The 14,851-nt window shown below is 44.3% G+C and carries 11 protein-coding genes; 4 read left to right on the top strand and 7 right to left on the bottom strand.

Annotated elements, in window-relative coordinates; all coding sequences use genetic code 11:
* Nucleotides 1-169: 169 nt before the first annotated feature.
* Nucleotides 170-595 (top strand): HPP family protein, encoded by a 426-nt coding sequence (locus Q4Q54_RS01550; protein WP_263209330.1) that lies wholly within the window; start codon nucleotides 170-172, stop codon nucleotides 593-595.
* 99 nt (nucleotides 596-694) lie between these two features.
* Nucleotides 695-1,300 carry a DUF4274 domain-containing protein gene (locus Q4Q54_RS01555; protein WP_311987389.1) on the top strand — a complete coding sequence of 202 codons (606 nt, stop codon included), beginning with the start codon at nucleotides 695-697 and terminating at the stop codon, nucleotides 1,298-1,300.
* Between the two features lie 27 nt (nucleotides 1,301-1,327).
* On the opposite strand, the gene Q4Q54_RS01560 is transcribed toward Q4Q54_RS01555, so the two are convergent.
* The gene (locus tag Q4Q54_RS01560) at nucleotides 1,328-2,689 is read right to left on the bottom strand and encodes an MATE family efflux transporter (RefSeq protein WP_311987391.1); all 1,362 of its coding nucleotides are present in this window, start codon (nucleotides 2,687-2,689) and stop codon (nucleotides 1,328-1,330) included.
* A 533-nt stretch (nucleotides 2,690-3,222) separates the two neighbouring features.
* Between Q4Q54_RS01560 and Q4Q54_RS01565 the strand changes: the two genes are divergently transcribed.
* Nucleotides 3,223-4,140, top strand: coding sequence for an alpha/beta hydrolase (locus Q4Q54_RS01565; RefSeq protein ID WP_311987393.1), 918 nt, complete (start codon nucleotides 3,223-3,225; stop codon nucleotides 4,138-4,140).
* A 79-nt stretch (nucleotides 4,141-4,219) separates the two neighbouring features.
* On the opposite strand, the gene lgt is transcribed toward Q4Q54_RS01565, so the two are convergent.
* The 5 genes from lgt to Q4Q54_RS01590 form a co-directional block, all read right to left on the bottom strand.
* Complete coding sequence (gene lgt / locus Q4Q54_RS01570) at nucleotides 4,220-4,999, bottom strand: prolipoprotein diacylglyceryl transferase (protein WP_311987466.1); 780 nt, start codon at nucleotides 4,997-4,999, stop codon at nucleotides 4,220-4,222.
* A gap of 212 nt (nucleotides 5,000-5,211) precedes the next feature.
* On the bottom strand, nucleotides 5,212-5,658 hold the full coding sequence (locus Q4Q54_RS01575; RefSeq protein WP_006084117.1) for a hypothetical protein: 447 nt from the start codon (nucleotides 5,656-5,658) through the stop codon (nucleotides 5,212-5,214).
* A gap of 211 nt (nucleotides 5,659-5,869) precedes the next feature.
* Nucleotides 5,870-9,370, bottom strand: coding sequence for an Ig-like domain-containing protein (locus Q4Q54_RS01580; protein WP_311987395.1), 3,501 nt, complete (start codon nucleotides 9,368-9,370; stop codon nucleotides 5,870-5,872).
* A gap of 143 nt (nucleotides 9,371-9,513) precedes the next feature.
* Nucleotides 9,514-10,239, bottom strand: a complete 726-nt coding sequence (locus Q4Q54_RS01585; RefSeq protein WP_311987397.1) for a hypothetical protein — start codon at nucleotides 10,237-10,239, stop codon at nucleotides 9,514-9,516.
* Between the two features lie 392 nt (nucleotides 10,240-10,631).
* On the bottom strand, nucleotides 10,632-11,102 hold the full coding sequence (locus Q4Q54_RS01590) for a cupin domain-containing protein (protein WP_311987399.1): 471 nt from the start codon (nucleotides 11,100-11,102) through the stop codon (nucleotides 10,632-10,634).
* Nucleotides 11,103-11,475: 373 nt separating this feature from the next.
* On the opposite strand from Q4Q54_RS01590, the gene Q4Q54_RS01595 reads away from it, so the two are divergent.
* Entirely contained in the window at nucleotides 11,476-12,384 is a 909-nt protein-coding gene (locus tag Q4Q54_RS01595) for a GGDEF domain-containing protein (RefSeq protein ID WP_106651612.1), read from the top strand.
* A 160-nt stretch (nucleotides 12,385-12,544) separates the two neighbouring features.
* On the opposite strand, the gene Q4Q54_RS01600 is transcribed toward Q4Q54_RS01595, so the two are convergent.
* Complete coding sequence (locus Q4Q54_RS01600; protein WP_311987401.1) at nucleotides 12,545-14,734, bottom strand: OsmC domain/YcaO domain-containing protein; 2,190 nt, start codon at nucleotides 14,732-14,734, stop codon at nucleotides 12,545-12,547.
* Nucleotides 14,735-14,851: the final 117 nt, after the last annotated feature.

Below are 14,851 nucleotides of genomic sequence, written 5' to 3' on the forward strand. Positions count from 1 at the left end.
ACGTCTTTGTCAGCCTTTTATGATTTCTATCAATTCAAATACTTATACTGAATGGCGTACTTTATTTAAGCGGGGCTAGCGCAGCGAACAAGGAAGCTGCTAGCATCGGTGCAGGCTAACGCAGCGTGTTAAATGCACGCCTAAGAATGGCAAGAAAAGGAATTTAACAATGAAAGTCAGCGATATTATGAGTGATCAAGTCATCTGCATCAGCGATGGCGCCAGCTTGAAAGATGCCCACCATCTGATGCAAACCCGTGGCGTACGCCACTTACCTGTGATTTCTGAAATTGATGGCACCCTCGTTGGCGTACTCACCCATAAAAAGATGATCGCCAGCGTGATGACTATGTTGAACAAGTACGGCCAAGGCGCGCTCGAGCGCAAAGAACGATACACGCCGATCACAACCGTGATGGACCAAGACTTTCAGCATCTTACTGCCGACGAGCCCTTAACTGTGGTGGTGGAATATTTTATCGAAAACAAACTCGGCTGCTTGCCCGTCGTCGATGTCGATAAAAAGGTGCTCGGTATCGTCACGTCATCGGACTTTATCAAGCTATGCCGTACCCTGCTGCAACAGCAAGCGTAACGTTTTACGCTCCTTTTCTTCGATGTCAGCCTTTTACTACGTAAAGGCTGGCGTTGTATTTTTTATAAACTGTGTTTTCTATAAAAAGAAAGGATTCCCTTGGCTAAATTACTCTCCCAGGAACAATTTATTCGCGCCTATGAATGCGCAGAATTTGGCTGTTTTGCCAATCAACAACAACTCGCCAAATTACTCGCCGATCCCGATTACGACTTTTTACATCAAGACAGTACCTACTTTGGCAAAGCGGCGACACAAATCACCTGTATCAGTGACTTACAAAGTATGGAGGAATTGCATTTTGTCGCGGCCAACTTGAATTGGGATAACGATGATCCCGACATGGTCAGGGCGATTATCGAACATCCACTCTGCGACGCAGGTACCGCCTTATTACTCTACTGGTACGGACAAGGCTTTTATTACTCCACGCCAGAGACGCTCGATACACCTTTTGGACAGCTATTCAAAACCATAACCGATAGATTTGTTGCGCGCGGCTATGCAAGTTATAAAATCCATTTTGACCCGATTAAAGAATGTTTTATGCCCTCATTAGAAGACGTTCTTACTAGAGGATGCCAAATTCCAGGGGCTATTTTTGCCCCCTACAGCACCATGGAAATCGAAACCGATGAAGGGCACCCAAGGTATCTACAATTTAAAAATGAACTACTGAAATCGGGCAAATGGGGCAACCAATAAGCGTTGACCTTTTGATATCAGAACAGTTTAAGCTGGGGTTACTGGCGGAATACGCGTAAAACGCTGCCAGCGACCCGAGCGCCAACGGTGTACCATAATCAATCCACGCACCCACTCATCTGCCGCAACGGCAAGCCATGCTGCAAGCACGCCGTAACCTAAATGCAATCCAAAGAACCATGCCAATAGCACGCCAATGCCCCACATGCTAAAGAGGCCAACCCGCACAGGGAACGCCACATCACCCGCGCCTTTTAATGCCGAAATAATCACCAGATTAAACACCCGCCCCGTTTCGAGCGCGATTGAACCTGCAAGCAATAACGCCGTCAGTTGAATGACTTCTTCGTTCTCACTTAGCCAGCCAACAATAGTGAATCGCTGCCAGTAGAATACTAAGACGATACCAAGGGAAACCATAAAGCCCACTAGACAGTAACGCTGCACCCGAGTGGTGATTTCATCGAACCATTGTTTGCCGACATAGTATCCGGTCTGAATTTGCGTCGCCTGCCCGAGCGCCACCGCAAAACAATAAATAAACCGGCTGATGTTTAGCCCATAGGTATAAGCCGTGAGCGATAACGTCCCCATCTGACTGATAAAATAGATAATGGTCATCTGAGCTACATTGTAAGACAGCATCTCGCCAGCATTGAGCAAGCCGATACGCATCACGCTCCAATAAGTGCTGCGCGGTAAAAGCTTAAGTCGTTGCAGCGGCAACGGGATCTTTTTATAGCGGATCACCATCAGCATGATCACAGCGCCGATGATCTGGCTGGTGACGGTGGAAATTGCCACCCCTGTTACCCCATAAACAGGCAAGCCAAAGGGAGAATACAGGGCAATATAATTACCAATGACGTTCATCAAGCCTGTGCTTGAGGTGACGAGCATGGCCGAGCGGGTAAAGCCGTAACTCCTTAAAATCGCAGCAAAAGCGATGTTCATGACCAAGCCTATACTCAAGCTGCCGCAAATCACTAAGTAGTCATATCCAAAGCCTGCCACATCGTGTTCAAGCGCAAACAGGCCGATAATCCCCTTAGCGCCGAAGAACATAGAGGCGCCCATGATCAAGGCGAGTCCTAAGCTCAATGCAACACTTGCCACCCCGATATCAACCGCCTGTTGCGACTGGCCTGCGCCATTATTCTGGCTAATCAAGATGCTCGCACCTGTGCTCACCATCATGGACATGACCATCATGAAGAACATCAGCTGAGTCGTGAGTCCCACTGCCGCTACCGCGTTATCGGAATAATGGCTGAGCATAAAAATGTCGCTGATCCCAAGCAGTGATTGCAGCAAGGTCTCGACAAAAATCGGCCAAGTGAGGGCGACTATGCTCATGCGTTGTTGCAATGTTTTGGGTGCTTTAGCCACGAAGAATTCCTGCAAATAGAGTACGGATAACGATGTGAGCGCTGGCTCAATGTGTCGCTCAAACGGTATCTTGGCAACCTATATTTTAGCCAAGAGACTGAAAGCAACTTTCACAAATAGACAACCTAGTGCTAACTAACACACAATCAGGCGGAAATTTAAGCGCATCCAGCCTAATGGTCAATTGATTTGGTAATTTTCTTACAAGTCGCCATACAACTCAATCTGTAATATTGAAAATATGCCGACTGCAACCGTATTCATTAATGAGTTGATGGCAGAGCTAAAAACAGGACTCATCACAGTGTGTGAATTTAGGCTAACAAGCATCTAATTAATGAGTACAGAGCCAGAGTGCGCACAACAATCTGAGCAAAAACAAATTGAGCAAAAATAGTTACTGGCAGAAATCATGTCAATGCTGCTAATCCGCTATTGCTTCTCATCACTGCGGCTACCATTTCAATTAAACTGCCGATAAACTCTGCCCATTACAGAACAGCCGAGCGCACTGAACATTGAGGGAGTATTAAATGAGCCAACTCTATTTAGAAGAGGGAATTAAACAATTGGTTAGCGAGTTTATCGCGGCGGGTTGTCCATCGGTGCGAGAGCAGACCATTGAGCAACGTAGACAAGGTTATATCGCCAGCACGGTACTCGCAGGTGAAGCGGAAGAGGTGTTCGAGGTGCGCGCAGTTTCTATCGATGGCGCAGAATTGACCCTGTTCAAACCTTCGGCAGTAAACGATTTACCCGTTGTCATTTACTACCATGGCGGCTGTTTTGTCAGTGGCGGCGTTGAAACCCACAATCAACAACTGCGTAAACTCGCCAATGATGCTGGCGCACTGGTGATTGCCGTTCGCTATCGCCTCGCCCCAGAACATGTTTATCCCGCTGCCCACGACGATGCCTGCCATGCAGCAGAAGCCATCTATCAACATTGCCACCAATGGGGCGGTGATAACACCAAGATCACCCTAATGGGCGACAGCGCCGGCGGCCATTTAGCCCTAGTCACTTGCCTGCGTTTAAAAGCCAAAGGGCAATGGTTGCCACACAAACAAGTGCTTATCTATCCTATGCTCGATGCCACCGCGAAGAGCCAAAGCTATAGCGACAATGGCGAGAAATACATCATCACCCGCGACACCTTGCTAACAGGTTTCGATCTGTATTTAGATTGGCACCCCAGAACCGATGCCGAAGCCAGTCCACTACGCCGTGATGACTTAGCAGGCTTACCCGAAACCCATATCATCACCGCCGAATTCGATCCACTCGTCGATGAAGGTGAACAGCTATTTAGGAATCTATTAGAGGCTGGCGTGAATGCCCACTGCCGCCGCTATCTTGGGGTGATCCATGGTTTCTTCCAACTCTCGGGCGTGAGCCGTTCCGCTCGGGATGCCATGGTGCAGGTGACCAATATAGTGAAGACAGCCTAACGTCATACTTGATGATTAATTCATAAAAAAGGCTTTCTATCTCGATAGAAAGCCTTTTTTAACCGTTTGATATTTAAATTTAAACGGTTTTCTTTCGATACGCCAAGAACAACAAGACTATACCTACGGCTAAAAACGGTAAGCTCAGAAGTTGTCCCGCACTTAGCACAGATTCAGAGTAAGCCGCTTGGCTGACTTTAATCGATTCAATCGCAATTCGCGCACTAAATACCGACACCAGAAACAGGCCGAAAATCGCGCCATGCCGTTGTTTAATCTGCGTAAATTGATACAGAGTATAAAGCGCAATAAAAATAGCCAAATAGGCAAAAGCCTCATAAAGCTGCGCCGGATGCCTTGGCAACATATCAACACGGGCAAATATAATGCCCCAAGGTTTTGTCGTTGGATCGCCTAAAATCTCTGAGTTGGCAAAGTTCGCCATACGCACAAAAAAGCCAAAAATGGCGGTAGCGATCGCGAGTCTATCCAACAAAAACAGGAATGGCAGCTTCACTTTGCGTTGGTAATAATACAGCGCCAGAATAGCTCCTAAACCCCCACCGTGGCTGGCGAGTCCACCTTCCCAAATCGCCAAAATCTTCAACGGATGGGCAAAGTAATAAGCCGGATCATAAAAAATACAATGGGCCAAACGCGCGCCCACTATGATGCCAACCACACAATAAATCAGCAGATTATCAAGAGACTCGACATCGAGATTTTCCTTGATATAAATCCGCTTCATCACCTGAAAACCAGCAGTGATAGCAACAGCAAACAAAACTCCATACCAATGTATTTTTAGTCCCATAAACGAGATTAATACAGGATCGAGCTCCCACACTAAGTGTTCCAAATTCAATTACTCCTAACACTTGGTACATAGAGGTACGCCAAAAAGCCTGTTTTACGTGGTTAAACGCCAATAGACAAGTCTTGTCGCGGGGATATCTTACTATTGAGCCAAATTTAACGACACTGAGTAGCGTTTTACGGCTGAAAGGTATAATTACGGTCAGCTCGGCTGACCACGCCAAACAGACCACAGGCGTTAACTTTGAGTACTCGCTACAACTGACCTATTTCCTTACGCCAGATCCCCTTCTCCTGTGCTTCAGTCAATTTCAGTTTGGCGAAATACCGAGTCACAAAAAAGCTAATGGGAATAGATGATAAGGCAAGAGCTTCAAAGTTATATAGGGTCATGACGGCAATGCCATTGGTTAGTAGCCCAATCACACCCACCATGTTTGCATACTTACTCTCATAGATTTTCCCAAACTTGCAGGCCAAGTAACCAATAACGGCCGCAGGAACAAAGAGCATCCAATAAAACACTAACCCATTCCAAACAAAGAGAATAAGTAAGGCTAAACCTAAGAAAACACCAAGTAATGCCCCTAGAAATGCCTTTTTAGGTGATTGGTTTTTAACAAGATCTTCATAAGCTTGCTTTGCCTGTTCATCTATAAACTTGCGATACGACTCGCTTTCACCCTTTCCCTTACGCGCCATTTAACTCACCAAATTGCTGTATTTAAGACAAAAAATTGGCCTATTTTGCTAGAAAATAACATCTTTGTCGCGCTGTTTTGAATAGCAAACACGCGGAGCTGGAAGGTAAAGCTTTCACTTTAAATACTGAACCTCAAACCGAGTTGACTGAATTTAAGAAAATAAAAAAGCAAGCGGTTAAGCTTGCTTTTTTATTGCGCACTATGCCGTCTTATTTAACTCGACGGCGGCTAAACGCTAATGGTGCAAGTAGCAATGATAGCCATGACAAGCTACCACCTGAAGAACCTTCTTTTTCAGGTTCTACCGGCGCTTGACCTTCACCATTGATCGTCACTGTAACAGATGCCTTCATTTCAGCATCACCATCTGAGATGGTATAACTAAAAGTCTCAGTTGCAGATTGACCTTGATATAGATGACCAAATTGTCCATTAGGACTATAAGTCACAGTACCATCATTGTTATTGGTGACCTTGCCCTTCAAAGAGCCAACATCAATAGCTGTGATAGTAAGCGTGTCTCCATCAACATCGGTATCATTTGCAAGTAAGGCAATTTGTATGTTGCCCGACTTAGTCGTTACCGCTGTGTCAGCGACAGCAACAGGAGCCGCATTAAGACCAACAACGCTAATAGTCACTTCAGTTGTGCTTGTCGCGCCAATTTCATCTGTGATGGTGTAACTAAATACTTCATTGGCCGTTTCACCTTTGGCCAAATCATTAAACTGACCGTTAGGATCGTAGATAAACGTACCATCGCCATTATCTGTCAGCTTACCTTTCAGGCTAGCTTGTTTAGCCGTGAGGGTAAAAGTATGACCATCGGCATCAGTGTCATTCGTTAACGGCGATATTGTAACAGTCGCATTCTCATTGACACTGATAGCATCAGGCGTTGCTGTTGGCGGTGTATTAATTTTTACACTGACACCAACTGTAGCTTCAGCAAAGCCACCTTTGTTATCGGTAATGATGTAAGCAAAGCTATCTAATACGGTTGAGCCTGGTGTTTCATTTGCAAAGGCACTACCTGAGTCATAACTGATAACATTGCCCGAAACCGCAACAGTCCCCTTAGTAGATCCAGTAGTAACGCTATCGATCACTAAAGTATCACCATCTGCATCCGTATCATTTGCCAAAGGTGAAATTGTCACTTTTTGGCCAGCCCAAATTGTCATAGCATCCGAGTTGGCTACTGGCACATTGTTCGGCGGGACGTCAGTGTTTAAAGGCTCACCCGCACTCACTTGGTATCCTCCCGTAACAGCTGTGTCATCTTCGTGGCTAACGACAACATATAAAGTCGATTCCAATTCAGACTTAGCTAGCTTTGAAAATACATAGTTTGTCGCTGATGGATTTGTTGCTAGGGTAACATTATCAACAATTGTCGTAGACGCGTCTGATTTGTAAACGGTTAACTTTGGCTTCATACCTAAGCTAGAGTCTGTCACACGTACCACGAGGTCTTTGCTCATATCTATATTTTCTAAGACATAGAAATCAAGATCGCCAGCACTGTCAATCACTCCATTGATACCAGCATTGGTCGTATCGAGTTTAATTGCGGTGATATAGCTACCATCACTGTCAAAATAAGGCACATTGCTCACAACCAATGAGGTTTTCGCAATACGTACAAAATTCTCCGTTATGGCTGGTAAAGCTTCTTGTACTGGCTCAGAGCCGTCTAATGTGGGTGTAAATAGGCCTGTGGCAGTATATTTAGCCTTGCTTTCTTTGTTATCAACATTCACTTCGACTTGATAAATACCATTCTGATTGTATGGTGCAACGGCGGAGTAAATACCATCACCTGCAACCGCATCACCGCCTTGGCCATTATCAAACATTTCCAAGTTGGTCGTGTTGTCCATTGGGTCCTTGATCGTAGCGATGACATTAGCACCAGTGATAAGTTTATCTTTGGTTAACGCAGTCGTTAAAATCATCGGGCTTGGGTAACTTACGGCATTACCAGCAAATCCCTCAACAGAGACAGTATAACTTCCCGCTAGACTTGGCTCTGCACTGACATTGACCGTCGCATCTAGCGCACGATTTGCATTTGTGTTTATTAACTCAAGTTGCCATTCACCATGACCAAGTGAGGCAACAACGCTATTAGGGACATTGACGCTACAAGATTGCCCTCCCGACACAGGTAAACAATCGAAAGTTACGCCATTGACATTATGACCTGAAGCATCTTTTAGCGTGAGTTGCAGGTCAGAAGCGCCGCCTTTATGGTTTACGAAAATATTGACATTATCTAAACCAGAATCGATATAAATACTCTGGGTTGCACCCGTGCCACTTGCAATATTAAGCGTTGATGACACTAAGTTTTGGTTATCAGTGGCAATAGCATTTGCTTGTAAAAAAGCATCGATAATTTCCGCGAGTGTTGTTGGTGAAGAAAAGTATTTTCCACCGGTAGCATTGGCCATTGTCACTAAAGGACCCGTTGGAGAAGCTGAGCCATAACCGAAACTAAAAATTGGTACATTAGCATTTTGATAGGCAGTGATGACCGAGGATTCTGATTTTATAGAATTATTATCGTCACCATCAGCAAGCACAAAAACGACACCTGGTGCGCCACTTGCCGCCGAAGCCTGATAAGCCGATAAATTATCAAGTGCTAACTGACTGCCATCGAACAATGCCGTTGAACCATAGGCATAAATATTATCAATTGCACCTTTCAAAGCTTGTTTAACACCGTTATCTGGCTTGGGCAATTTTTGCATCGCAAAATCTTGCTCAACACTCGAACGGCCTGAGAATGAAACTAATCCCATCGCAGTACTGCCTTCAGCAGTCGCATCAACAAGTATTTTAGCGGCTTGCTTGGCGTTATCGATAGGTGAACCAGACATGCTACCCGAACGGTCCATGACAATCTGCATATCGATATCGCCTTCAACCCAAACAAAATCAAGCTGATCACGACAACTAAACTGCGCTGCGGGTAACTCTTTCTTTACCGGATTATTAGCATCTGGCGCATTATTCGCCAAAGTAGTATATCGAGTACGAGTTGGCTGAGCCGTTTTCCGCCCAGATTTAGGGTCGTCTTTAACGTCTTGAGTAAGTACTTCCCAAGCACTCTTACCATACACTCGTCCCTGTGCGGTACGGTTTACATCGCCAATATTAATCGCAGTTGAATGATTCAACCATTTCATATCACCGTTTCTTGCTTGCCATTGATTACTCATGATGGAATCAGTAGCCACGTCAGTGGTGAGCGTTGCATTAGCTGCACCGGAAACCGCGTTACCTTTATACTCGTCATACACACCATAGGCGTAGTGTCCCCACTCGTGGGCCAAGGTGTAGCCAGAGCCCAGGGTATCGGTGAGCATATTGTGATCTTTGCCTTGCCCTGCACCATTTGGAAAAACATCTCCAAACCAAATATGCATACCATTGGCGCCAAAGCCCGCAGTATTTGCTCGCGGCCATTCACGCTCGCCCCAAATAATGTCAGATTTAGATCTATGCTTATTTTCTCTGAAAATACTTATCTTTCCGAGCTTATGTTCACCGTTCGATTGCTCACATACCCCATCGGCAAAATAACCCAATATTTCCTCGTAGGCTTTCTGATCACTCCCTTCAGGATTATTGTGCAAAGACACAGTAATATCGAATACAGCGTTAGAAGAATCAGAAGTCATCACTGAAACTGATTGCATATGGTTTGCTGATACAATGGATTTGTCTTGCTGTTCAGTGACAGTATTGACCCGTGATAACCAACTGTTTGCAGCTATAGCTGAGCTAGATGTTAAAGCGAGCCCCACACAAATGGCGACCTTGCTCAAGTTATTTTTTTGTATCACTTCATATCTCCTTTAGAAAGTAATAATAGTTGGAAGGTGTATTTACCTTCTTTCACAACGAGTGTTCCGTTCTGCGTTAATCGTTTTGAAATCACAGGGTATAAGGACGAGAAATCGGCTATAGGTATCAAATCAAATACATGCTGAATAAGTGTTCCATTAGGTAATTCGAGTTCGGGCGGGATATCGTTCGGAATGTTTAAGATAATAGTGCTAGGCTCAACTATTAACTCAGAAACGATGGAATCATATATATAAGGAAAAAAACTTGAGTCGATTTCACAGTAATCCAACTGATTACTAAACCAATACTTATAGGCATGACCAAGGCTTGCGGCTTGCTCACCTATAATGCGATCTGTGCATTGATATTCTAGACTTTTCCCGGTAACAATCTTGTGCGACAAAAGCTGCATGTTTGAATCAAAATCAATGATTCTGATTTGACTATCAGTTAGTTCACTAATAATTTGAGTAGTGTAATCACGTTGAAAATCTAGAGGTGAGTTATATCTATAGACAGTTTTGGCATACACTGGACAACATAATACAAACAGCACAATACCAAAAAGAGTTGTAATCTCTCTTATCATCCGTGAAAACTTATTTATCCTAAAAAACTTGAAACCAATGTTAACAAAAACAAAAACAACTTTGTATACATTTGTTGCAAGCTTCACGAAAAAGTTAAAAAAATTATCCACTGCTAGATTAATTTTCATGAAAATATGCAGCGTTATTGGTTAATAGCATGATTTAAATAGTAGTAATTTAATTACTACTTTTGACCTATTAGCCGCAGATATTCCTCCATCAATGATTCATAATTGGAAACAGCCTGTTAATTTATTATCTATTTTAGTCCATTCATACAAATCATTATCACGCAAAGAATTACCCTAATAAAAAATAAACTACACTAGATTCATATAAACAGAAATACAGGTTATATATGAGCAAGCCGAACACTATTTAATCAATTTAAACTTCTGGCACTCTAATTATTCTGTAAGCATAATAACCTACAATTAATCATATGCAGACCAAGGTTAGAACAGACAAAGACGAGCATACAATCCAGAAAATTAGTCCTTAAAATGAGCGTTCACTCTGCCTATCGGCTCAGACGCTTGATGATTTCGCTGTGCTGCGGATAGTGGGCTAGTAACGTTTTTTGGCTAAATAACTCAAAATCCTCGAAGGTAAAACCGGGGGACACCATGCAGCCCACGAGCGAAAAGCCGGGTTGATTCATCGCCGAACCAAAGATACAGCCCTTAGGCACCAAAAATTGTGGTCGCTCGCCCGCCGCTAAATCGAGTCCCAATTGCGCCGTGGTTAACACGCCATCAGGGGCAATCATATAAATGGTGAGCGATTGTCCTGCATGGAAGTACCACATTTCATCGGCGGTTAGGCGGTGAAAGTGGGAAACTTCACCCGTGCGCAGTAAAAAATAGATGCTGCTCCATAATGCCCGAGTCTGATCAAACGGCGTTTCAGAACGATAGGATGAGCGGTAATAGCCGCCCTCAACATGCTGTTCTAGCGCTAAATGTTCAATAAAATCATCGGCAGTGTGCATGATAAATCCCTGGATAAAATTAAAACCGCAATTGAGCTTCTAAGTCTACTCGAAAATCATCTGCCCACTAAGCGCCATAATTAAGCTTTTTGAACATAAGCACACACGCCAAAGCAAAACATCACTTAAGAGTCATTATGATAGGCAAAGAACGAGTAATGGCTTTGTGGTATCAATCGCGTGAGTGACTTGGCAAAATCATGACGACAAATAAATTGTACGCCGTGCCGTAATGATTTGTTGTTCAAACCCAAAGCGGCTAGATTATAAAGAGTTAGCAGTATCCATTAGCTAAAGTTCCAGAGAGCGGCTCATAATGAAGACTTGCAGACCTAAACTCGGGTTGAATGACTTTCCACAGGGATGTTAATTGATGATCAATATTGAACAGATGGCGTTAGTCCTAGATGCACTGCCAGATCCTGCCTTAATATTGTCAAAAAGTGGTCGGTACGTGGCAGTATTTGGTGGTAAAGATGGGCGTTATTACCACGATGGCAGTGGCTTAGTCGGCTTGTACCTTACCGATGTATTAAACCCCAATAAAACAAATTACTTCTTAGGCATTATTGAGCAAGCTTTGGCTAGCCGAACATTACTGATTGAGGAATATGAACTTAGCAATAAAGATGTCAAAGGCTTGCCCGATGCGGGCCCAGATAAACCCATTTGGTTTGAGGGGCGAATTCAGGCGTTAGATTTTCTCGTCAATGATGAACCTGTGGTGCTCTGGGTCGCCAGTAATATTTCAAAGCGGCATGAGCTTGAACTACAACTGCGTCAGCTCAGCGACACCGATCAGCTCACAGGGTTATATAATCGCCGCCGCTTAGAACGTGACTTAATCGTTCAATTCGACACTTTTCAGCGCCACCGTACGCCCACCTCAATCTTGATCCTCGATTTAGACCACTTAAAGTCCATCAATGATCAGCTAGGTCACTATGCTGGCGATCAAATTATCATCGCAGTTGCCGAAACCTGTCGTACACAATTTAGAAAAACTGACAGTGCGTATCGTTTTGGTGGTGATGAATTTGTGATTGCCCTGCCCGGTGTCGAGCATTCGCAAGCGGTTGAATTTGCAGAATACCTCTGCGATTGCTTTTACACTGAACTGCAAAAATATGCGGTTAAAGACTTATTTGCCACAGTAAGTATCGGGGTCGCCAGCATAGAAGCATTGGATACTTCCTATGAAGACACGCTTAAGCGGGCCGATGCCGCCTTGTATCAAGCTAAACGTAACGGTAAAAATCGAGTTATATCAAATACCGCCTGAGCTGGGTTGAACATTTCAAACCACACATAGCAATAACAAGCGCCCTTAATAAGTGATAGCCACAAGTGCTCATAAGCAGCACGCATCAAAAGGCAGCCAACAAAAAAGCGAACCCTAAGGTTCGCTTTTAAACACATTAAGCTAATGCTAAATAACAGAATTAATTCGCGTCTTTCGCAGCTTTACGGGCTTGATGCAGTTTTTTATAGCTTTCAATCAATCTTAAATGCGGCTCAATACCCTCGAGCTGCATGCTGGTCTTAGTTAAACCGCTAAAACGTATTTTTCCTGTAACACTGCCAACCACTTGCTCCATCACTTCCTCACCAAACATACGGGTGAAGTTATGGATAAAATCATCAAGTTCTAACTCTTCATCTAAAGTCACTTCTAGCACAGCATTCATGGCTTGATAAAACAGGCCGCGTTTAACGGTATTGTCGTTAAACTGCAGGAACTCGCCGACTAGCTCAATCGCGTCTTCATGCGCACCGAGTGCCAAATAAATCAGGATCTTAAGCTCGATAATCGTGAGCTGACCCCAAACGGTATTTTCATCAAATACAATGCCGATTAAGGTGCGAATATCCGTATAGTTATCGAGTTGGCTTTCTTCTAAACGATTGACCAAATTAGCCAATTGCTTAGTGCTTAACGAATGTAGATTTAAGATATCTTCACGGTACGCCAGCGCCTTGTTGGTATTATCCCAAATCAAGTCATCAACTGGATAAATCTCCGAATAATCAGGAACTAAAATACGGCACGCCGATGCGCCTAAATCGGTAAACTCGGCGATATACACCTCTTTACCTAACGCTTCTAAGATGCCAAACAGGCCGTTGGCTTCTTCTTCGCTGGTGCCAGAAAAATCCCATTCGCAGAATTCATAATCAAATTTACTGCTAAAGAAGCGCCATGAAATCACTCCTGTTGAATCAATAAAATGCTCAACAAAGTTTTCTGGCTCGCTGACCGCCATGCTGTTAAAGGTTGGTTTTGGCACGTCGTTTAAGCCTTCGAAGCTACGGCCTTGCAACAGCTCTGTTAAGCTGCGCTCTAGTGCCACTTCAAAGCTTGGGTGCGCACCAAATGAGGCAAACACGCCGCCGGTTTTCGGGTTCATCAGGGTCACGCACATCACAGGGAACTGGCCGCCGAGTGAGGCATCTTTGACCACAACCGGGAAGCCCTGCTCTTCTAAGCCCTTAATGCCTGCGAGGATGCTTGGGTACTTTTCGAGTACAGACATAGGCACATCGGGCAGGACAATTTCTTGCTCAATGATTTGGCGTTTTACAGCGCGCTCAAAAATCTCTGACAAGCACTGTACATGGGCTTCTTGCAGATTATTACCCGCACTCATGCCATTGCTTAAGAACAAGTTTTCAATCAGGTTCGATGGGAAATAAACCGTTTCACCGTCAGATTTACGGGTGTAAGGAATCGCACAGATACCGCGCTTAACATTACCTGAGTTGGTATCAATCAAGTGCGAACCGCACAGCTCATCGTCTGGGTTATAAATCTCTAAACAATAGTCATCCAGAATTCCCGCTGGCAGCGCATCGTCTTCTTCTAACGCAAACCACTTTTCATTGGGATAATGCACAAATTCGCTATTAGCGATTTCGGTACCAAAGAATTGATCATTATAGAAAAAGTTGTTATTTAACCGCTCAATAAACTCGCCGAGTGCCGAGCACAGTGCGCTTTCTTTGGTCGCGCCTTTACCATTGGTAAAACACATGGGCGATGCGGCGTCACGAATATGCAGCGACCACACGTTCGGCACTATGTTACGCCATGATGAGATCTCAATCTTCATCCCAAGCTCGGCGAGCATGCCCGTCATATTGGCAATGGTCTGCTCCAGCGGCAGATCTTTACCCAGAATAAAGGTGCTCGATGCGCCATTAGGCTGGCCCATCAGCATAGCATTGGCGTCTGCGTCTAAGTTCTCAACGGTTTCAATCTTAAATTCTGGGCCCGTTTGCACCACTTTTTTAACAGTACAACGGTCAATTGAACGCAAAATACCTTCGCGATCTTTCTCCGAAATATCTTCGGGTAACTCAACTTGAATTTGGAAAATCTGGTTATAGCGATCTTCTGGATCAACAATATTGTTCTGCGACAGTCTAATGTTATCCGTTGGAATATCGCGTGCTTTGCAATACACCTTCACGAAATAGGCCGCACACAGGGCTGACGACGCTAAGAAATAATCAAACGGACTTGGAGCAGAACCATCACCTTTGTAGCGGATCGGCTGATCGGCGGTAACGGTAAAATCATCAAACTTGGCTTCAAGTCTAAGATTGTCGAGAAAATTAACTTTGATTTCCATTGAATATGATTTCCACTAAATATGCGAGTCAGTAGCAGCCCATCGACCAAGTCGCGTCATTGGTAATGAGTCATTAAGGGGGAATTATCGGTGTTTTTAGCCCATTAGTCTTGGGTT

It is taken from the genome of Shewanella sp. SP2S2-4 (assembly GCF_031932025.1).
Classification (GTDB): domain Bacteria; phylum Pseudomonadota; class Gammaproteobacteria; order Enterobacterales; family Shewanellaceae; genus Shewanella; species Shewanella baltica.

Excerpts from the sequence above, each read along its gene's own strand:
- Q4Q54_RS01550 (WP_263209330.1), top strand. The coding sequence starts at position 170 with ATGAAAGTCAGCGATATTATGAGTGATCAAGTCATCTGCATCAGCGAT.
- Q4Q54_RS01565 (WP_311987393.1), top strand. The coding sequence starts at position 3,223 with ATGAGCCAACTCTATTTAGAAGAGGGAATTAAACAATTGGTTAGCGAG.
- Q4Q54_RS01575 (WP_006084117.1), bottom strand. The coding sequence starts at position 5,658 with ATGGCGCGTAAGGGAAAGGGTGAAAGCGAGTCGTATCGCAAGTTTATA.
- Q4Q54_RS01580 (WP_311987395.1), bottom strand. The coding sequence starts at position 9,370 with ATGCAATCAGTTTCAGTGATGACTTCTGATTCTTCTAACGCTGTATTC.
- Q4Q54_RS01585 (WP_311987397.1), bottom strand. The coding sequence starts at position 10,239 with ATGAAAATTAATCTAGCAGTGGATAATTTTTTTAACTTTTTCGTGAAG.
- Q4Q54_RS01590 (WP_311987399.1), bottom strand. The coding sequence starts at position 11,102 with ATGCACACTGCCGATGATTTTATTGAACATTTAGCGCTAGAACAGCAT.
- Q4Q54_RS01595 (WP_106651612.1), top strand. The coding sequence starts at position 11,476 with ATGATCAATATTGAACAGATGGCGTTAGTCCTAGATGCACTGCCAGAT.
- Q4Q54_RS01600 (WP_311987401.1), bottom strand. The coding sequence starts at position 14,734 with ATGGAAATCAAAGTTAATTTTCTCGACAATCTTAGACTTGAAGCCAAG.